The sequence below is a fragment of the Paraburkholderia bengalensis genome (assembly GCF_037126505.1).
Lineage (GTDB): Bacteria > Pseudomonadota > Gammaproteobacteria > Burkholderiales > Burkholderiaceae > Paraburkholderia > Paraburkholderia bengalensis.
On sequence record NZ_JACFYJ010000053.1, the window covers coordinates 23,498 to 41,305 of the forward strand.

Annotated in this window: 17 protein-coding genes, 2 pseudogenes and 1 riboswitch; of the genes and pseudogenes, 9 read left to right on the plus strand and 10 right to left on the minus strand. The window is 65.7% G+C overall.

Annotation, left to right across the window (positions count from 1 at the left end):
- Positions 1-4: 4 nt before the first annotated feature.
- Together H3V53_RS26495 and H3V53_RS26500 are read right to left on the minus strand one after the other, a co-directional pair.
- Positions 5-208, minus strand: coding sequence for a hypothetical protein (locus tag H3V53_RS26495; RefSeq protein ID WP_054926541.1), 204 nt, complete (start codon positions 206-208; stop codon positions 5-7).
- A 118-nt stretch (positions 209-326) separates the two neighbouring features.
- Positions 327-809 (minus strand): Lrp/AsnC ligand binding domain-containing protein, encoded by a 483-nt coding sequence (locus H3V53_RS26500; protein ID WP_054926542.1) that lies wholly within the window; start codon positions 807-809, stop codon positions 327-329.
- Positions 810-941: 132 nt separating this feature from the next.
- Here H3V53_RS26500 and H3V53_RS26505 point away from each other — a divergent pair.
- Positions 942-1,573: pseudogene (locus H3V53_RS26505) on the plus strand (cysteine dioxygenase family protein).
- A gap of 101 nt (positions 1,574-1,674) precedes the next feature.
- On the opposite strand, the pseudogene H3V53_RS26510 reads toward H3V53_RS26505, so the two are convergent.
- From H3V53_RS26510 to H3V53_RS26525, 4 genes and pseudogenes are all read right to left on the minus strand, one after another.
- Positions 1,675-4,289, minus strand: a pseudogene (locus H3V53_RS26510) (mechanosensitive ion channel family protein).
- A gap of 162 nt (positions 4,290-4,451) precedes the next feature.
- Positions 4,452-5,099 (minus strand): NAD(P)-dependent oxidoreductase, encoded by a 648-nt coding sequence (locus H3V53_RS26515; RefSeq protein ID WP_336600468.1) that lies wholly within the window; start codon positions 5,097-5,099, stop codon positions 4,452-4,454.
- Between the two features lie 94 nt (positions 5,100-5,193).
- The gene (locus H3V53_RS26520; RefSeq protein ID WP_336600469.1) at positions 5,194-5,652 is read right to left on the minus strand and encodes an Rrf2 family transcriptional regulator; all 459 of its coding nucleotides are present in this window, start codon (positions 5,650-5,652) and stop codon (positions 5,194-5,196) included.
- A 105-nt stretch (positions 5,653-5,757) separates the two neighbouring features.
- Positions 5,758-6,219 (minus strand): BCAL1086 family glycoprotein, encoded by a 462-nt coding sequence (locus H3V53_RS26525; protein ID WP_336600470.1) that lies wholly within the window; start codon positions 6,217-6,219, stop codon positions 5,758-5,760.
- A 207-nt stretch (positions 6,220-6,426) separates the two neighbouring features.
- Between H3V53_RS26525 and H3V53_RS26530 the strand changes: the two genes are divergently transcribed.
- Positions 6,427-7,008 (plus strand): DJ-1/PfpI family protein, encoded by a 582-nt coding sequence (locus H3V53_RS26530; protein WP_336600471.1) that lies wholly within the window; start codon positions 6,427-6,429, stop codon positions 7,006-7,008.
- A 142-nt stretch (positions 7,009-7,150) separates the two neighbouring features.
- Positions 7,151-7,474, plus strand: coding sequence for a hypothetical protein (locus tag H3V53_RS26535; RefSeq protein ID WP_336600472.1), 324 nt, complete (start codon positions 7,151-7,153; stop codon positions 7,472-7,474).
- 56 nt (positions 7,475-7,530) lie between these two features.
- Here the strand turns inward: H3V53_RS26535 and H3V53_RS26540 are convergent, their stop codons facing one another.
- The gene (locus H3V53_RS26540; RefSeq protein WP_336600473.1) at positions 7,531-9,186 is read right to left on the minus strand and encodes a sensor histidine kinase; all 1,656 of its coding nucleotides are present in this window, start codon (positions 9,184-9,186) and stop codon (positions 7,531-7,533) included.
- Positions 9,187-9,621: 435 nt separating this feature from the next.
- Here H3V53_RS26540 and H3V53_RS26545 point away from each other — a divergent pair, with 435 nt between their 5' ends.
- The 4 genes from H3V53_RS26545 to H3V53_RS26560 all read left to right on the plus strand — a co-directional run bounded on the left by H3V53_RS26545 (position 9,622) and on the right by H3V53_RS26560 (position 12,338).
- Complete coding sequence (locus H3V53_RS26545) at positions 9,622-10,821, plus strand: ammonium transporter (RefSeq protein ID WP_336600474.1); 1,200 nt, start codon at positions 9,622-9,624, stop codon at positions 10,819-10,821.
- A 175-nt stretch (positions 10,822-10,996) separates the two neighbouring features.
- Positions 10,997-11,057, plus strand: a riboswitch (Fluoride riboswitch).
- Positions 11,058-11,130: 73 nt separating this feature from the next.
- Entirely contained in the window at positions 11,131-11,511 is a 381-nt protein-coding gene (gene crcB, locus H3V53_RS26550) for a fluoride efflux transporter CrcB (protein ID WP_336600475.1), read from the plus strand.
- A 297-nt stretch (positions 11,512-11,808) separates the two neighbouring features.
- Positions 11,809-12,060 (plus strand): hypothetical protein, encoded by a 252-nt coding sequence (locus tag H3V53_RS26555; RefSeq protein ID WP_336600476.1) that lies wholly within the window; start codon positions 11,809-11,811, stop codon positions 12,058-12,060.
- Positions 12,061-12,071: 11 nt separating this feature from the next.
- Complete coding sequence (locus H3V53_RS26560) at positions 12,072-12,338, plus strand: hypothetical protein (protein ID WP_336600477.1); 267 nt, start codon at positions 12,072-12,074, stop codon at positions 12,336-12,338.
- 72 nt (positions 12,339-12,410) lie between these two features.
- Here the strand turns inward: H3V53_RS26560 and H3V53_RS26565 are convergent, their stop codons facing one another.
- The 3 genes from H3V53_RS26565 to H3V53_RS26575 form a co-directional block, all read right to left on the minus strand.
- Positions 12,411-13,010: a hypothetical protein gene (locus H3V53_RS26565; RefSeq protein ID WP_336600478.1), complete on the minus strand. Its 600-nt coding sequence runs from the start codon at positions 13,008-13,010 to the stop codon at positions 12,411-12,413.
- 182 nt (positions 13,011-13,192) lie between these two features.
- Entirely contained in the window at positions 13,193-14,041 is an 849-nt protein-coding gene (locus tag H3V53_RS26570) for a CHAD domain-containing protein (protein WP_336600479.1), read from the minus strand.
- A 137-nt stretch (positions 14,042-14,178) separates the two neighbouring features.
- Complete coding sequence (locus tag H3V53_RS26575; protein WP_336600480.1) at positions 14,179-15,117, minus strand: hypothetical protein; 939 nt, start codon at positions 15,115-15,117, stop codon at positions 14,179-14,181.
- A 212-nt stretch (positions 15,118-15,329) separates the two neighbouring features.
- On the opposite strand from H3V53_RS26575, the gene H3V53_RS26580 reads away from it, so the two are divergent.
- Both H3V53_RS26580 and H3V53_RS26585 read left to right on the plus strand, forming a co-directional pair.
- A complete protein-coding gene (locus H3V53_RS26580) occupies positions 15,330-15,818 on the plus strand; it encodes a PRC-barrel domain-containing protein (RefSeq protein WP_336600481.1) in 489 nt (162 codons plus the stop codon).
- 707 nt (positions 15,819-16,525) lie between these two features.
- Complete coding sequence (locus H3V53_RS26585) at positions 16,526-17,362, plus strand: IclR family transcriptional regulator (RefSeq protein ID WP_336600482.1); 837 nt, start codon at positions 16,526-16,528, stop codon at positions 17,360-17,362.
- The last annotated feature ends 446 nt before the right edge of the window (positions 17,363-17,808 follow it).

Genomic DNA, 17,808 nt, shown 5'->3' on the forward strand with positions numbered 1-17,808 from the left:
CAGCCTATTGCGACGCGCCCTTGATCGCGTTCGCCGCGCCTGTCGCTGCCGAGGCGGCCGACGCCGTCGAATCGACGGCATTGTCGCGCTCGTACTCGCGCTTTTCGGTGATCGCGTTGTAGAGGATCGTCGCGATCACCAGCAGCACGACAACGACGATAAACACTGCGACACCCAGCGTGGGGTTCTTCTTGCGCGGATCGTTCATGAATCGTGCTCTGCCTGCAGATGGATTCGACAAAGCGGGCATTCTACGCCGAAGCACCTTGCGCGCGCCTTGCAGTCAGGAGGCGCGCACACACGGAACGCATCGGCGATGGAGGGGATCAACGCCCTTCCGCCACCACGGAAGCGCGAACGGGCAACGCCGTCGAATACTTGATCTGCTCCATTGCGAAACTGGAGCTGACGTCATACAGCGGCACCGCGCGAATCAGTTGCTTGTACACGCGGTCGTAATCGTCGATATCGGAGACGACGACGCGCAGCAGATAGTCCGTCTCGCCGCTCATCCGGTAGACCTCGACCACTTCGGGAATGTCTTGCACGGCGCGCGTGAACGTCTGCGCCCAGGCTTCCGTGTGCTGGTTCGTGCGCACGGCGACGAACACCGTCGTGCCGACGCCCAGCTTGCGCGGATCGCACAGCGCCACCTGCGCGCGGATCACGCCTGCTTCCTTGAGCCGCTGCACCCGCTTCCAGCATGGCGTCTGCGACAGGTTCACGCGGGCCGCGAGTTCCGCGATCGGCATCGTGGCATCCTCCTGCAACAGTTCGAGCAGCCGCCGATCAATGATGTCCATTCCCATCTTCCCATCCGGATAGAAAATTATTCTCTTTCTCGTTAAAGCGAGGGAATTATATGAAAACTCTTTCTCCGCGCAAATCGGTATAAATGAGGGCAGTCCCGACTTCGAAAAATAACGCCAGCGGAGCCTTCCATGAATCCGATAACCAGCCTGACTTCACGCTCTCTTTCGTTACTCGATGCCGGCTCGGCTGCGAGCGCGATACCCGCCGTCAGCGCAGTCGCGCGGCTTTGCGCGCGCTCGATGCCGCGTTCGACGCGTGCGCCGACGAGCACGATCCGTCGATGCATGCGAGCTTTGCGCGCGGCGTGCGGGCGGCGCTCGCCGAAGCGGCCGCCGACCCGTCGCTGCTCACGCACGATCAGCGCGAAGGCGCCGCTGCCTGCTACCGCCGCCACCTGCTTGCCGCCGATCCCCACGGCCGCTACGCGATCGCCGCGCTCGTGTGGATGCCCGGCCAGGCCAGTCCCGTGCATGCGCATCATACGTGGTGCGGATATGCCGTGATCGACGGCATGTTGACGGAAACCGTCTACGACTGGAACGCGGACATCGATTGCGCGGCGCCCGTGCGCGAGCAGGCGCGCGAGCCGGGCGCGGTATCGTTCGTGCGCGCAGGACGCAAGGGCATCCATCGACTCGGCAACAGCAGCCACGCGGGCGCTGTCTCGTTGCACATCTACGGCGTGCCGGGCGAACAGATCGCGACGCACGTGAACGACATCGTGCGCGTCGCCGGCAGCGCGCCAGCCCTTCCCGCCTGAGGCTCTCGAACGGCTCTCGAGCATCTCGTCCCCATCAGACACAAGGCGTCACGCAGCGATGCGTGACGCCTTTTTTGTCGTGGTGCGTTCCCGTGTACGTTTTACGTTTTCGCGCTGTCGCCTGCCGTCGGAATCTGCGGCGGCACGGACGCCGTCTGACCTGTCGTCGGCGGTGCCGGACGCGGCTCGTGCGACACGTCGCGTGCCGGCGGCATGGCGCCACCGTGCTTCGGCCTGAACGGCGTCGCCGTGGCCGCCGTGGTGCCCGTCGCGGTTTCGCGCGCTGCGCGTGCTGCGCGACGACTTCGTCGACGAGCGCCTCGCCTACCTCGTCGCCGCGCGACGTGTGCACGCGCATCTGCGGCACGGGAATTTCGATACCCGCTTCGTCCATCTTGCGCTTGACCCGCAGGTTGAACGCGCGCGCCACGCTCCACTGCTGCAACGGCCGCGTCTTGATCTGTCCTTTGACGACCATCCAGTTCGGATCGAACCGGTCGAGGCCCCACACTTCGACGGGCCCGAGCATCTCGCGCCGGTAACGGAAATCGGCCATCAGGTCCGCGCCGACGGCGCGAATCAACTGCGTGACCTCGTCGACGTCGGCGGAAAACGGCACGCGCACCTCGAAGACGGCATACGCGAAATCGCGCGACAGGTTCTTCACGATCTTGATCTGCGAAAACGGAATGGCGTGGATGGCGCCCTGCCCGTCGCGCAGGCGCACGGTACGGATCGACAGATATTCGACGGTGCCCGCGTGACCGCCGTCGATGTCGATCCAGTCGCCGACCGAGATCGTGTCCTCGATGATGATGAACAGGCCCGTAATCAGGTCGCTGACGAGCGATTGCGCGCCGAAGCCGATCGCGAGACCGATCACGCCCGCGCCCGCCAGCAGCGGCGTCACGTTGATGCCGAGATTGGCCGCCGTCACGATGCCGGCAATTGTCAGGATCGTCACCATCAGCACGTTGCGCACGAGCGGCAGCATCGTGCGCGCGCGCATGCTCGGGCTCTTGCCCTTGTTGCGCGGGCCGCTCGGATTGACGGCTTCCTGGATCGCCGTATCGATCAGAATCCACACGAGCCACGCCACGAACACCGTGATCAGGATGGCCGTCAACGCATGCGCGATGCCGCGCGCGGTCACGCTCTCCTCGATGATCCGCGCGAGCGACACGTCCCAGAGCCGCGCGGAAAACTCGAAGTAAGCGAGCCAGACGAACAGCGTGATCAGCGTGCCCGCGAAGCGCAGCAAACGCGTCAGATACGGCGAGCGGCGCCGGCGGCGCGCACTGCGCGGGCGCGTCACGCGCAGCACGATGGCCGACACGAAGAACGCGAGCACCAGCAGCAGCGCCGTGACGACGGAAATCTGCAGCACGTTCTCGCCGCTGCCGATGCCGCCGATGGTCGCGATCACGGAGGCCGTCGCCAGCACGAGCATCGGCACGTGCCAGAGCGAAGCAAGCACGTCGAACGCATCGGTCGCGGCCTTGTGATCGTGGCGCTGCTCGTACCCGCGATTGCGGATCAGGTGCGCAACGGGGCGGCGGAAGGCGAGCGCGAAGTACGCCGTCAGCGCGGCCGCCGTCATGTTCGACACGGTCGATACGAGCGCCGCGAGATTGGTGCCGAGTTCATGCGCGACGTCGTAGTTGACGGCAGCATCGCCGAGCGCGCTGCAAATGCCGATCACGAACAGCAGGCGCCGCCCCTGCTCGATCAGCACGCGCACGGCAGCGCGCCGGTGCCCCGAGCCGAACAGCGAGAACATGATCAGGCAGATGGCCGAAAACACCGCGCCCGCGACGATCGCGTACGCGATCACCATGGCGATCGTGCGGCCGAGCGAATCGGGCATCGCGCGCACGAACATCAGCGCGGCAAGAAACGCGACGATCCACGGACCGACGCGGCGCAGCGCGAAGATCAGCAGGTCGCGCGTGGTCGGATTCGGATCGAGCCGCACGACGATGCCAAAGCGCGCGTGAATCCTGCGCTGCAGGTAGATCAGGCCCGCCGCGCACGCGCCCCAGCCGGCCAGCACGGCGATCATGTTCAGCAACAGGCGCCCGAAGTGCTCGCGTCCCTGGCTCGTGACGATCGTGTAGATCTCGTTGCCCGCCGCGTTGAAGCGTCCGGACCAGTAGTTCAAAGGCGAGCGCCCCTGATGCACGTCGTTCTCGAAGGACGCGATGCCCGCCGCGATCGCGCCGAGCAAGCCGGGGCTCGGCTGCGCGGGCGCGGGCGGCCCGACGGTGGTGGTCGCTTCGCGCAGTTTTTTCAGCTGCGACACGAGCGCGGAGCGCTGCCGGTCGTTGTCGAGCGTGCTGATCACGCTGTCGAGCGATCGGGTCAGCTCCGCCTGGCTCGCGGGCGACGGCGCCGACGCCGCGTCCGCCGCCGACGCGCCCGAGGCCGGCGCCACAGTCGAGACCGTTGCGCTGTTGATCAGGCTTTGCAGCGCGGGAATCATCGGCGTGCCGCTCGCGGCGCCCGCGGCCTGCGCCACGCCGGGCAGCGCGACGGCCGCGAACCCGACGCAGGCGGCATAGGCAAACTCTGCGCAACGCGTGCGAAAAGGCGCCGGGCACGATGCTGCGGCGTGCGAAAAGATCAGAAAGACAAAACGAAAAACGGTGCAAATCGCCAGAAGCCCGCCGCATAACGGCGCAGCCCGCGATTCACGCCGCGCAAGGCATGAATTCATGGCAATCCGTGACAGATCGGGAGACGCCAAGTGTAGCGGCTGTCGGCGAGGGAAAGCTCCCCGATGCGTAACCGAATGTTAGTGCACTTGCGCGGCGGCGCGGCAGCCGCTCCCGCGCGCCGCGCGGTGGCTGCGCGCGCGCGGGACGATGCTTCGAACGCCTCAGTACGCGGCCGTGGCGAGCTGGCGAACGAAACGGCCCTGCTCCAGCTCGTCGACGTAGGCTGTCGCGTAATCTTCCGCCGAGATGCGGCTGTTGCCCTGCGCATCCGCGATCAGCGCATTCGCGCCCGTGCGAAACACGCCCGTACGCTCGCCCGGCGCGATCAGCGCCGCTGGCGCGAAGAAGGTCCAGTCGAGGTCGCTGGCCGCGCGCAGGATCGGCAACACGTCGCGATGCGCGAGCGCAATCGCCTTGTATGCTTCGGGAAAGCCTTCAGTGTCGACCAGCTGCTTGCCGGGCGCGACTTCGAGCGAGCCTGCGCCGCCCACGACCAAGAGCCGCTTGATCCCCGCCGCGCGCGTGCCTTCCACGAGCGCGCGGGTCGCCGCTTCGATCAGCGCGACGTTGTCCATCGGCGGCGCGTAGGCGCTCGCGACGACATCGTGTCCGCGCGCGCCCGCTGCGACGCTCGCGGCATCCGTCACGTCCGCCTGCGCCGCATGCAGATTCGCGACGCCCGAGGGCACGCGTGCCGGATGGCGCGAAAACGCCGTCACCTGATGCCCTCGCCGCGCGGCCTCCGCCGCGATGCGTGAGCCGATCATGCCCGTTGCGCCGAACAGCGCGATCTTCAATGTCTTGCTCATGTCGAGGTTCCCTTCGATTAAATGTAACTTTGTTGATTACATATATGACTAAAAAAATCGGGGCGATGCCCCGGGCCGTGTTGCGTTCGCCTGTTCAGCCGTCCGACGTCTTGCGCTTGCGCTCGCGCGCACGTTCGGCGCGTACCACGTCGGCTGTCGCGTCGGCCAGCGTGCGCGACGCAAGCGACGCTTCGAGCGCCTGCTGCGCATCGCCGATGATGCCCGTCAGCACCGTCTGGATGTTGCGCCCGACCATGCACGCGGGATTGGGCGTCTCGCGATGTATCGCGAACAGTTGCGCGTCGTCGACGGCGCGGTAGACGTCCAGCAGCGTGATGTTTTCCGGCTCGCGCGCGAGCAGCGCGCCGCCGCCCGCGCCGAGCTGCGACGCGGTCAGGCCCGCTTCCGCGAGCATGGCGAGCAGGCGCCGGATCAGCACGGGATTCGTGTTCACGCTGCCCGCGATCATCTCGGACGACAGCGGCACGCCTTCCTGAAACGACAGCAAGGCGAGCACATGAACCGCGAAGGCAAATCGGCTACTCGTATTCACAGCGATTAGTCATCCGATGCGCATCAGGCGCGCATGACACCCCTCGTCGGCAACGACGATGTGTAATCATCATAGTTACAGTTATCGCTGCGGTCAAGCGGGCGCTTACTTGTCCATCTGCTTCTGGGCGTCGCCGGATTCGGACGGGGCGGACTGCGTGTTCGCGGATGCCTCGCTCGACCACTGCTGCAGCTTGCGCCCCGCCGTCTCGAGGCTGGCGCCCGTCGAGCCGATCGCCTTGTTGACGGCGGCGTTGGTCGCGCTCGCCGCGCCCTGCAGATTGGCCTGCGCTTGCGATGCGAGATCGCCCGGACTGAGGTTGATCGTCGGGCCCGAGGCAGCGGCATCGAGATTCTGCTGCGCCGTGGCCTTGGCAGCGTCGACCTGCTGGCCGACGTAGCTCGCCGCCTGATCGAGCTTCTGGCTGGCCTGCTGCGCGATGTCGTCAAGTTTCGGCGACGTCTGGCCCGCCGATGCGTCGTTCTTCTGGCACGCGGCAAGGCCCGCGAGCAGCGTGGCGGCAAAGATCGACGAGCGGATAAGCGGATGGCGTGAGATGGGTTTCATACTTGTCTGTGAGCCGTGCGAACGGCTTCGTCGTGCGAAAACGTCTCAATGATACGCTGTTGCACGCCGCCCGCTTCCCGCCGCCCGTGCCATGCGATGCGGATTGCAGGCGGCGCGACGTGCGACGGTTGCGTCGCGAGGCTGTCGAGTGGACTGGGTTAGACTGGCCAGCATGCAACGTAGTCCCTCAACCACTGGAGGCATGCGATGGCAGCAAAGAAGATCCTGTTCCTGACGGGCGATTTCGCCGAGGATTACGAAACGATGGTGCCGTTCCAGGCGCTGCAGGCCGTCGGCCACCGCGTCGATGCCGTCTGCCCCGGCAAGCGCGCGGGCGAGCGCGTGAAAACGGCGATCCACGATTTCGAAGGCGATCAGACCTACACCGAAAAGCCTGGCCATCAGTTCACGCTGAATGCGACCTTCGACGACGTCGTGCCGTCTCAATACGATGCGCTCGCGATTGCGGGCGGTCGCGCGCCGGAATACTTGCGGCTCAATCCGAAAGTCATCGAGCTCGTGCGCCAGTTCGCCGGAAGCAACAAGCCGATTGCCGCGATCTGTCACGCCGCGCAGCTGCTCGCCGCCGCCGACGTGATTCGCGGCAAGCGCATCTCGGCCTATCCCGCCTGCGCGCCCGAGGTGAAACTGGCGGGCGGCGACTATGCGGACATCCCCGTCGACGCGGCCATCACCGACGGGAACTTCGTCACGGCGCCCGCATGGCCCGCGCATCCCGAATGGCTGCGCCAGTTTCTCGGCGTGCTGGGCACGCGCATCGAACTTTGATGCGTCTGGCGGCGTGACGCGCAGATGGATTCGCTACGCGTGGCGTTGACTTTGAACATTGACTTTCAAGATTGAGATTTCTCTGATTTTCCGGATGCGCAGGGCTTTCTAGAGTCGCAGGCTCACTTTGGAAGGCTCTGCCATGAATCTCACTAACTGGGTGCTCATTCTCGCCGTCGCGCTGATTTCGTTGACCTTCTTCTGCTCGCGCGCACCCGCCAACTGGTCGATCAGAAACCGTGCTCGCCGCGCGACAGGGACGCGCCTGCTCGCGCAGGCCGTGCTGTCGTTCTGGACCGCGCTTCTGGTCGTCGGGCGCGGGTTGTCCGCGCCCGGCACCTCGGCCTCGCATGTCTCGCCCGGCACCGTACTGGTCGGCGCGCTGATCCTGATCGCCGCCAGCTGCTACTGGTCGATTCGCGGCCGCAAGCTGCTCAAGCCGCGCCGCCTGTTCTCCGCTCCCTGACGTTTCGCGCAGACGTTTTCCGCAGACGTTTTCCGCTACACCGCTTGCGCAAGGCGCTAACGCGCGTCTGCGCGCGCAACCTGGCCGTCGTCCGGGACGGCGGCGTCGTGCGCATCGTCGCGCGACAGCGCCGCGGCATCGGGCAACGACAGATAGAAGGTCGACCCCACGTCTTCGGCCGACTCCGCCCACACCCGGCCGCCGTGCCGCTCGACCATGCGCCGCACGAGCGCAAGTCCGATGCCCTCGCCTGCCGCAACATTGCCGTGCAGCCGCTGAAACGCATTGAACAGACGCGGCATCGCGATGTCCGGGATGCCCAGCCCGTTGTCCTTCACATAGAAGATGCGCAGCGTCTGGACGCCGGGCGGCGCGGGTGCCGTGCCGATCTCGACGATGCCCGTGCGCGCCGGGCTCAGATAATTGATCGCGTTGCCGATCAGATTCGCGAAGACCTGTTCGAGCGCCGTCGGGTCGCCCCATACGGGCGGCAGTGGCTGCACGATCACGCGCGCGCGGCGCTCGCGTATGGTCGCCTGCATCGCGTCGATCACCCGCTGCACGATGTCGCGTACATCCACCTGCTGACGCCGGTATTCGACGCGCCCGACCCGCGACAACCGCAGCAGCGCGTCGATGATGTGCGACGCCCGCAGCACGGCCGTGCGCAGAAAGTGCAACGCTTCGCCGATTTCCTCGTCGATGAGCCGCTCGATGTGCTGCCGCTGCTGCGCCGTCAGCGACGACTGCCGCACGGCTGCGCGCAGGTCGTCGCACGCATGGATCAGTTCCTTCGAAAAGCCCTGCAGATTGACGAGCGGCGCGCGCAGATCGTGCGACACGCTGTAGATAAACGTCTCGTTGTCCTGGGTCTGCTGACGCAGTGTGTCGTTGGTCTGCACCAGCTCATCCGCGTGGCGGCCAAGGTCGGACTGAAAGCGCGCCTGCTGACGCTCCGCCTCGAGCAGCTTGCGGCTCGTGAGGTGCAGCGTCAGATCGAGCCGCGCGATTTCGTCGTCGCCGGGCGTGAGGGGTGCAAGCGGCTCGTTGCTGGCGAGCCGGCTGGCATTGTCCGACAGCCGCGCGAGGCGGCCTCGCACGCCGCGCGCGAACAGCCAGAATGCGATCGCCACGAACACCAGCGAGCCGACCACGGCAGCGACGATCAGCGACTGCTGGCGCTCGCGCGCCGCGGCCGCCGCGGCCGAGCGCACGGAGTCGAGCTGGCGCTCCTGCCCCTGGAACGCGGTTATCTGCGCGCGAAAGCCGTCGAGCACGTCGGCGTCGGACAGATCGTGAAGGCGCTGCAGCACGTCGTGCCGGCGTCCGGAGCGAATCAGGTCCTGCACGCGCTCCGACCATTGCCGGTAAGCCTGCACCGAGTGGCGGATCTGCACGGCGCGCTCGACCTGCGCGGGGTTGTCGGCGACCAGTTCGGCGAGCCGGTCGATGCGACGGTCGATGTCCATCCAGAACGTGACGGGCGTCGAGACATCGCGCGTGCCGCTGACAGCGGCGCCGCGCAGCCGCACCGATTCGAGCAGCACGGGGGCGAGAATGTCCGCTGTCTGGCGCAGCACGTCTTCGCTGTGCATGCTCCAGCGCTCGGCCTCGTCGGCGTCGGCCTGGGCCACGACCAGTCCCGACAGCAGCGCAAGCTCGAACACGGCGGGTATGGCGATCAGCAGCAGCCCTTTGGTCGTGAGTCTCATGCGCGCGCCGGAGGAAACGGATGCCGGCGGGTCGCGCCGGGGACGGCACATTATGTGGGCGATTCGCGTCGATGACAAAGACGGTTGCCACGCTGCCGTCCCTGCCCGTGTGCCGCTCGCCAGCCAGCCGGCCCACGTGTGCACGCGGGTGGCGCCGCCCTGCGCCGCCGTTATCTGATCGTAGGGAAATGGAAGGCGGATCATAGGCTTACGCCCGTTTTTGGGCTTGCCTAATGCCCTATGTCCGAGCACACGCACTTTCGCGGTGCTTTTCCGCCCGACGATGAGGCCGCCTCGATGCGGACGAAAACAGCGCCGTGACAGGGAAAGCCCATTCCAGTGCGTCTTTGCACCCGACGGACGCCCGAACGCCTCCATTTGGCCCATTTCTTGCATTCAACGCCCGCTTTTTGCGCACGCAGGATTCTCACCCCGATGGACAGTCTGAAAACCGGCACCGATACCCTCTTCCTTCTGCTCGGCGCGGCGATGGTGCTCGCGATGCACGCAGGCTTCGCGTTTCTCGAGCTCGGCACGGTCCGCAAGAAGAACCAGGTCAACGCGCTCGTGAAAATCCTCGTCGACTTTTCGGTGTCGACGATCGCCTATTTCTTCATCGGCTACACGATCGCCTACGGCGTCCAGTTCTACGGCAGCGCCGAGATGCTCGCCGCGAACAACGGCTATGCGCTCGTGCGCTTTTTCTTCCTGCTGACATTCGCGGCGGCAATTCCCGCGATCGTGTCGGGCGGCATCGCCGAACGCTCGAAATTCAATCCGCAACTGTTCGCGACCTTCGTGCTGGTCGGCTTCATCTATCCGTTCTTCGAAGGGATCGTGTGGAACAACCGCCTGGGCATCCAGTCATGGCTCACGCACGCGCTCGGCGCGCCGTTCCACGATTTCGCGGGCTCCGTCGTGGTGCACGCGTTCGGCGGCTGGGTCGCGCTGCCCGCCGTGATGCTGCTCGGCGCGCGGCACGGCCGCTACACACGCGACGGGCGCATTGCCGCGCATCCGCCGTCGAACATTCCGTTTCTCGCGCTCGGCGCGTGGGTGCTGGCCGTCGGCTGGTTCGGCTTCAACGTGATGAGCGCGCAGACCATCGACAAGATCAGCGGCCTCGTCGCCGTCAATTCGCTGATGGCGATGGTCGGCGGCACGCTGACGGCATGGCTCGCGGGCCGCAATGACCCCGGCTTCACGTACAACGGGCCGCTCGCCGGGCTGGTCGCTGTGTGCGCCGGCTCGGACGTGATGCATCCCCTCGGTGCGCTGGTGACGGGTGCCGTGGCGGGCGTGCTGTTCGTCCAGATGTTCACGATCGTCCAGAACCGCTGGCGCATCGACGACGTGCTCGGCGTCTGGCCGCTGCACGGCCTGTGCGGCGCGTGGGGCGGCATCGCCGCGGGGATCTTCGGGCAGCATGCGCTGGGCGGGCTCGGTGGCGTGTCGCTGGCGGCGCAGCTGATCGGCACGATCGGCGGCGTGGTGTTCGCGACGCTCGCGACGATCGTCTACGGCGTAATCCGCATGACAGTCGGCCTGCGCATCGACCAGGAGAACGAGTTCAACGGTGCCGACCTGTCGATCCACAAGATCACGTCGACGCCCGAGCGCGAAACGGTCGGCTGACAAGGCGCGCCGATGGCCGGCGCGCCGCCCCGTTTCGCGTTGCAGCGTGGCGGGCGCCCCCGGTGCGCCGTCTGACAGCCGCGCGGCATCTGGTGTAACCTCGGCGAATGCTGGATGCGATCTGCCACGGCAAGCCGTTATCCTTCATACGATCCTGCGCGCGGGTGGTAGACTTGCGCGCCCCGGAGATGGCATTCTCCCTAACCGCCCTCGTGGCTGATGATGCCTGCTTCGCCCGGAACCTGCGGACGTTGCAGCGTCACGCCTCCGCAGCCCGGTTTGTCGACGCTCGGCTTTCCAGGCTTGCTCATGTATCTGTCTATTCTTGCCGTCGGTATCGGCGGCGCGCTCGGTTCATTGTTTCGCTGGTTTCTCGGTCTGCGCCTGAACGCGCTCTTTCCGACGCTGCCGCTAGGCACGCTGGCGTCGAACGTGCTTGCCGGCTACATCATCGGCGTGGCTGTCGCGTACTTCGGACGCAATCCGCAACTCGCGCCCGAATGGCGGCTTTTCATCATCACGGGGCTGATGGGCGGTCTGTCGACCTTCTCGACCTTCTCCGCGGAAGTCGTCCAGCATCTGCAGCAAGGGAGGCTCAACTGGGCGCTTGCGGAAATCGCGATCCACGTGGCCGCTTCCGTCGTGATGACGCTGCTCGGCATCGCGACAGTCGCTCTCGCCGCGCGCTGAACGCCGTACGGCAAGCGCCTGCGACGGCTTCATGCGTACGGCTTCGTGCGTGCGCTCCGTGCACGCAGCTTTGCGTGCAGCGCGTGTGCGCGGACCGAGCGCGCCCGACGATGACTGACACCCGACGTTCATCAAAAGATCATGGCCGCTGCTCGTCGCGTGTGAGGCGCGTCGCGGTATGATCGCCGTGACATGCAGCGGGCATGGCGACCACCATCGACCACGCACCATCGAACCGCGCGCGGCATCGTTGCATCCGCTTCTCGCCACCGTCGATGCAAGCCAGCCGGGGACCACTTGAAGTACCGATATCTCTCACGTCGATCGGTTGTTTCGCTTCGGCGCACCGCCGAGGAACTGTCGTTTGCGTTTTCGGAATTGCTCACGCAGCCGCTCAGCCGGTCCGAAGCAGCCGTGCGTTTCGAGATTCTGTGGAACGAAGTCAACGACGCCGAGCAGTCGTGCGTCGATAGCGACGCCGCCTTTCCGTACATCGCGCTGCTGCACAGCATGGACCAGCGCTGGCGGTTCCTGAGATCGATGAACTAGCGCACAAGCCGATGTCCTCCGATCAGCCGGGCGACATCCCGACGAACTCGCGCGCACGGCCGCCGCGCTGCGCCGACGAGATCGAAAGGGACTTTCTGGATCTGATGATGTCCGGCATTCCGTCCGGCATCGCGCACGACAAGTTCGAACGGTTGTGGGCTGAGACGAACGCGCTTGCCGCATCATGGATGCTGACGGAGCAAGGGCGTCCTTATATCGCGCTGCTCAAGGGCATGCACGCGGCCTTCGCCGAGCGTTACGCGCGCCGCCCTGAATGAAGGCGCGAGCGGCTGCTGACTGGCGTGCCGAAAAGAGCGTCGACGACCACTCACCCAGCCAGCGCGATCACATTACGACTTGGCGGGCCGTCCCGTCTTGACGGCTTCGAGTTCCTGCACCGCCGCGATGAGCCGCTTGGCAGGCGACACGGCGAGCAGGTTCAAGCCCGCGCGTAACAGTTCGCTCTTCTTGACAGGGACGCCTGCGTCGAGACAGCGCTGCTTGAGCTCAGCGATCTTCGCGTAGTCCGATTTCGGCATCGTGAAGCTGTCGCGCACGACCTTCTCCTTTTCCTTCTTCGCGCGAACTTTCTTTTCTTCGACGGCTGCAGGCACGGACGGCGACTTCACGGCCGTGGCTGCCTTCGGCGCTGTCCCGGCCTTCACATCCTTCGCGTCCTTCGCCGCCGATGCTGCCCGAGCGGTCTTTTCCGCTACCTTTGACGCGCTCGCGCCCGTCTCGGCGCTGCTGGCGGCTTTCGTGCGCTTCGGCGCAGTCTTCGCGGCCCCGGGTGCGCTTGCGCCAGCGGGCGAGGCGGCTTCAGCCTGCTTCGTGCTCGACGCGCGCGTTGCTTTCGCCGATGCTTTTTTCCCTTCCGCAGCCGGCTCTTTGGCGCTCTTCGGGAAATGAAAGGCCTTCTTCGTAGGTTCTTTGATTCGTGGCGTGCTCATTGTCACTTCCTCGTTAACGGTATAAACAGTATATACGGTTTTTAGGACGACATTTCAACCAGCGAACGTCGCTGCGGCGCGGCCGACACTTGGCCGACATCCTGCGCCAAATCCTCACGCGGACTTCGACCCGAGTTTCGTCCCAAGCCCGCGCGCCGAAAAACGCGAGCAGCAGTTTTGCGCTAGGCCTTTGCGAGCAACCGCACCGCCTCGCGCCGCCGCTCCTTGCGACGCAATTTCAGATAGGCAAGCGCATCGCGCGCGGCGCACTGGTCGGCGAACAGATGCACGTTCGCGCGCAGCAACGCGATGCTGGCGATCACGTCGTTGAGTTCGCCGAAGCATTGCTGCAGCTCTTTCAACCGCTTCAGGACGCGCTCGTGGTCACGCTCATCGAGCACGGGACCGAAGAACTCGATCAGATAGCGGACCCGCTTGCCCGCCTTGCGCACATCGTGCAGCAATTCGTAGTCGGGTCGTTTGACGCGCGACGCCGCGCGCATCCGCGCGCGCAGCGACCTTTCGGCGGCGCGCACGCGCTGCGCGGCGAATCGGGGCAACGCGTGCCGCACGGACGCCGTGTTCAATTCCTTAGCCGCGCTCGCCAACGCATCGTGCAGCACGTTGCGGATATCCGCGTTGACGAGGGTCTCGCGGCTTGCCGCGAGCGCACGCTCGCGCGCGTCGCGCAGACAGGCCGGCACGTCGCCGTCGATGCCCGACAGCAGTTCCAGCAGGATGTCCCAGTCGCGCGTCTCGCCAGCTGCGTCGGCGAGAAAGCGATACAGCGCGCGCTGCCGCGTGTTCTCCGCCTTGTCGAGCAGCGGACGGTACGCCCACCACAACGAACGCAGGCGCCGCAGCGCGACGCGCAACTGGTGCAGCGATTCGGGTGAAGCATCGGCGTGAATGGCAGCATTGCGTGCCAGTGCTTCATCGACGAGGGGCGCGGCGAGCGCGGCAAATGTCGACTCGGCGTGCGCATCATCGCCCAGCGCGGCAATCTCGTGCGTGCGATCGTCGTCTTTCATGGGTCTTGTGAGCGGCAACGGGATGACGGCCGATGCATCGGCCGATGCAGACGACCATCATACGCTTCCCGCTGCACAAAAATCGAGCACGACACGCGAGCGTGCGATCACGCGCCCATACGCTCCCTTTCCTTCCGCTATCCGGCGTGCGCGAGCGAGCGCGTCGTGAAGGTCTGCAGGTCCATCGCGAGACAGAAATCGTGACCCGCCGCGAGCACGCAATCGACTGAGCGCACGATGCCCTCTCCTCGCGACGGCTTGCGGCGCAGCGCGACGACGCCCTGGATCCAGCGCTGATATGTGGGCAGCGGCCAGCCGCAACGCGCGACGGCCAACGCATCCACTTCCACGTCGTCTTCCAGCAGCCAGCGCCCGAGATGGTTGCGCGCGCGCAGCCCCCAGTGCGCCGTCGGCGGCGCGGGCCACTGCGCAGCATTCGCGACGCCGGTGTGCGCGCCTTCGGGCGCCAGATAGATGAAATAGTGCGGCGCCAGAGCGGTCCAATTCGCGGTCCAATTCGCGGTCCAATTCGCGGTCCAATTCGCGGTCCAATTGGCAGGCCAATTCGCTAGCACATTCGGGTGACGATTCGTTGCGCTGTCCGTCGCGCTGCCGGGCTGACGTTCGGACGACGCAAGCTCGTGCGCGTCGGATGCCGCGTGCGTGCGCATCTCTGTCAGCTTGACACGTAGAGCTTGAAGTTTTTGCCTGCACGCTTTCGACCAGCGTTGCTCGGCATCGTCACGCTGGAGTTCGAGCGTGCGGACGTCGTCCAGATGCACGGACTTCGCGTCCGCAAGCGCGCGCCGCGCCTCGACGATCGCCTTCGGCGCGCTCAACGACACATAGCGCGACGGCTCGCGACCGATGTCGTCATCGTCGATCCCGTATTCGAGCAGACACCAGCGCAACGACGGATCGAACGCGGCGGCGGCCGTCGTCGCAGCAGCATCGGCGGGCGCGATGCGCAAACCAGGTGCGGTCATCGCGTACAGGTATTCGACGCTTTTGCGCGTGGTCGGCGCGAGCATCGGCGGCGTCGCCGTCTCGCGCGCGAGGAGATTCTGGACAGCCATCGTATCGTTGACTCCCGGGTCGCGGTTCGCATGGCCGTACGCGGACAGAAGCGGGGTTCCGATCGGCGGCCAGCCACGCTCTGCGTCGACATGCAGCGAGAACCACGCCACCCGCGCGGCGGTGAGTTGACACGAACGCGACGCAGCTTACGCGGCGGTGGCAGGCACGCCGGATGCGCCATGCATCCCGTGGACATCCAAAGGAGGAAATCATGACCACGCTTGACCCGAAAATGAACCCGGCACGTGGCGGCGCAGGCATCGTCGGCGGTGGCGTTGGCGAAGGTCCGGGGCCTGAAGTGATGGCAGCGGCAACGCTCGATGGCAACAAGGTCATCTCGTCCGATGGCGAACACGTCGGCAAGATCTCGGACATCATGCTCGACGTTCGCAGCGGACGCGTCGCGTACGCGGTGCTGTCGGAGGGCGGTTTCCTTGGCATGGGCAGCAACCTGCACGCGATTCCCTGGAGCGCCCTGACGCTCGACACGGACCAGAAGGTGTTCCGCGTCGATATCACCGCGCAGCGCATCAAGGACGAACCGGGCTTCGACAAGGACCATTGGCCCTCGATGGCCGACGAGACATGGGGCACGCAGATGCACCAGTACTACAACCGCGATCCGTACTGGATGTCGACTTCGGCGGACCCTGCGTCGACCTCTGTCGACCCCGTCGCGGTGCGCGACCGCGGGCTCTGATCACGGCATCGTCCGTCACTGCGCGCCACTTCCGCAGTTGATGCAGCCAGACGGCGCCCGCTGAATTTCGGCCTGGGCGCCGCTACCGGCGGCCGTCGTCCTGACGGCCGCCGCGTTTCGTTTACGTGGATTGCGCACGCGACCGCGCCAACGCGGCCGTACCGACGCACTTGCAGACCACACTCTTCCCGCCTACTCTCCGAGCGACCGGCTTGCCGCAAGTCGATGCGGCAAGGCAGCGATCCCACCGCGCCCCGACGACCACAGTCCGACCGGACGGACGGACGAAAAAAAAGGCGCCATGTTGCCATGGCGCCTTCAAAAAGTTCTAGCCATTCCGAGGGCCGTGCTAGAACCTGAGAGACGGTACGTGATGCCGGGACGTGTGCTGCGCACGTGACGGCTGAAGAGATGATTTCGGCGGCGATGCAGTCAATTTTGGCAGCCCGATTGCCCACGCCCGGCCTGAAAATCGGGCATTATTGCTGCATGCTTTCGAAATATAGTTCCATTTTTTATGGTAATGCTGACTAAGTCAAGCAAAATTTCACGACTGCCGAACGCGCAAAAATTACCTTTCAATACAATGAATCGTCGTAGGAAAAAAGCACCTAGGCCTTGCTGAGAGAGGGTCTTAGGCCGCTTCAGAGGCATCTGCCTCACGAAGCGGGTCCCATAAAATTGAAATAGCGTTTCATAAAAACCACATGAAGCAGCCATCGACGCGCACGCCCGCCAGCGATTCCGGCAAAGACAAGGATGGTTCCGGCGACGAAGTCACGGCGCTCGCGCGCGGCCTCACGGTGCTCAGACGCATCGCGGCCGCCGACGCGCCGCTGTCCAATCGCGAGCTGACGGAACTCACAGGCATTCCGAAACCGACCGTTTCCCGCATCACCGCGACGCTCGTCAGCGCGGGCTTTCTGTTTCGCCTGCCGGACAGCGAGCGGTTCGTGCTGACGTCGTCAGTGCTGGAGCTGAGCAACGGTTTTCTGCGCAACTTCGACATTCGCGCGCGCTCGCGGCCGTTTCTGATCGAACTGGCCGAGCGCACGGCGCTGTCCGTGCATCTGGCCGTGCGCGACCGGCTCGACATGGTCGTCATCGACGCGATCAAGCCGCGCTCGGCCGTGCTCGTATCGCGCCTCGACGTCGGCTCACGGATGGACCTGAGCCGCACGGCCGTCGGTCGCGCGTATCTGGCAGCACTCTCCGAAACCGACCGGCAGAACCTGCTGACGGGCCTGCAGGCAGCAGCGGGCGACGAGTGGGGCCTCATCAGCAGCCGGCTCGACGCGGCGATGCGCGAGACGCAGGCGCAAGGCTTCGCGATCGCGACGGGCGAATGGCACGAAGGGCTCAACGCAATCGCGGCCGGCTTCATCGGTCCGGCGGGCGAGCGTTATGCCGTCAACTGCGGAGGCTCGTCGCATCAGTGTCCGCGCGACTGGCTGGTGTCGCGGGCAGCCCCTGCACTGCTCGAGACGATCGACCGGATCGCCCAGGAGATCGGCGGCACGCCCGGGCGCCGGCTCGACGACTGACGCGCGCGTTCGGACTGACGCGCGCGTTTCATTTGTTACGCCACTCGCGTGCCCGCCGCGCCGCGGCACGCACCCTTGCCCGTCCGCTAACGTGCGCCTTTCAATAGCGCGAAAGCCGTGTAACGGTCGTAATCCGCCGAAAAATACGCCGCTGGACTGTAACTCGGCCCGGGACGTAGCATCATGCTTTCCCGCGCCCAGGCGCGCCGCGGCCTTCTCGCGCGACGGTGCAACGGTATGCGCTCGCCCCGGGCCGCACACGCGAAGATGCAACGGGGCACAAGCACGGCCAACAGGGAGGAGCCGTCAATCATGCCGAGATCGCGTCTGGCCGCGAGCGCGGCCTGCCGTCCCGTCACCGTCATCCCGATGAGCGACGCATCGCGTAGCATCGCGCGGGCATGCGCGATCAACCCGAACAGCGCACAGCCGGTCGCCGTCGCTCG

Bases quoted from the DNA above. Each gene is read 5' to 3' on its own strand.
- H3V53_RS26495 (WP_054926541.1), bottom strand. From the start codon at position 208: ATGAACGATCCGCGCAAGAAGAACCCCACGCTGGGTGTCGCAGTGTTT.
- H3V53_RS26500 (WP_054926542.1), bottom strand. From the start codon at position 809: ATGGGAATGGACATCATTGATCGGCGGCTGCTCGAACTGTTGCAGGAG.
- H3V53_RS26515 (WP_336600468.1), bottom strand. From the start codon at position 5,099: ATGAGCAAGACATTGAAGATCGCGCTGTTCGGCGCAACGGGCATGATC.
- H3V53_RS26525 (WP_336600470.1), bottom strand. From the start codon at position 6,219: ATGAAACCCATCTCACGCCATCCGCTTATCCGCTCGTCGATCTTTGCC.
- H3V53_RS26530 (WP_336600471.1), top strand. From the start codon at position 6,427: ATGGCAGCAAAGAAGATCCTGTTCCTGACGGGCGATTTCGCCGAGGAT.
- H3V53_RS26535 (WP_336600472.1), top strand. From the start codon at position 7,151: ATGAATCTCACTAACTGGGTGCTCATTCTCGCCGTCGCGCTGATTTCG.
- H3V53_RS26540 (WP_336600473.1), bottom strand. From the start codon at position 9,186: ATGAGACTCACGACCAAAGGGCTGCTGCTGATCGCCATACCCGCCGTG.
- H3V53_RS26545 (WP_336600474.1), top strand. From the start codon at position 9,622: ATGGACAGTCTGAAAACCGGCACCGATACCCTCTTCCTTCTGCTCGGC.
- crcB (WP_336600475.1), top strand. From the start codon at position 11,131: ATGTATCTGTCTATTCTTGCCGTCGGTATCGGCGGCGCGCTCGGTTCA.
- H3V53_RS26560 (WP_336600477.1), top strand. From the start codon at position 12,072: ATGTCCTCCGATCAGCCGGGCGACATCCCGACGAACTCGCGCGCACGG.
- H3V53_RS26565 (WP_336600478.1), bottom strand. From the start codon at position 13,010: ATGAGCACGCCACGAATCAAAGAACCTACGAAGAAGGCCTTTCATTTC.
- H3V53_RS26570 (WP_336600479.1), bottom strand. From the start codon at position 14,041: ATGAAAGACGACGATCGCACGCACGAGATTGCCGCGCTGGGCGATGAT.
- H3V53_RS26575 (WP_336600480.1), bottom strand. From the start codon at position 15,117: ATGGCTGTCCAGAATCTCCTCGCGCGCGAGACGGCGACGCCGCCGATG.
- H3V53_RS26580 (WP_336600481.1), top strand. From the start codon at position 15,330: ATGACCACGCTTGACCCGAAAATGAACCCGGCACGTGGCGGCGCAGGC.
- H3V53_RS26585 (WP_336600482.1), top strand. From the start codon at position 16,526: ATGAAGCAGCCATCGACGCGCACGCCCGCCAGCGATTCCGGCAAAGAC.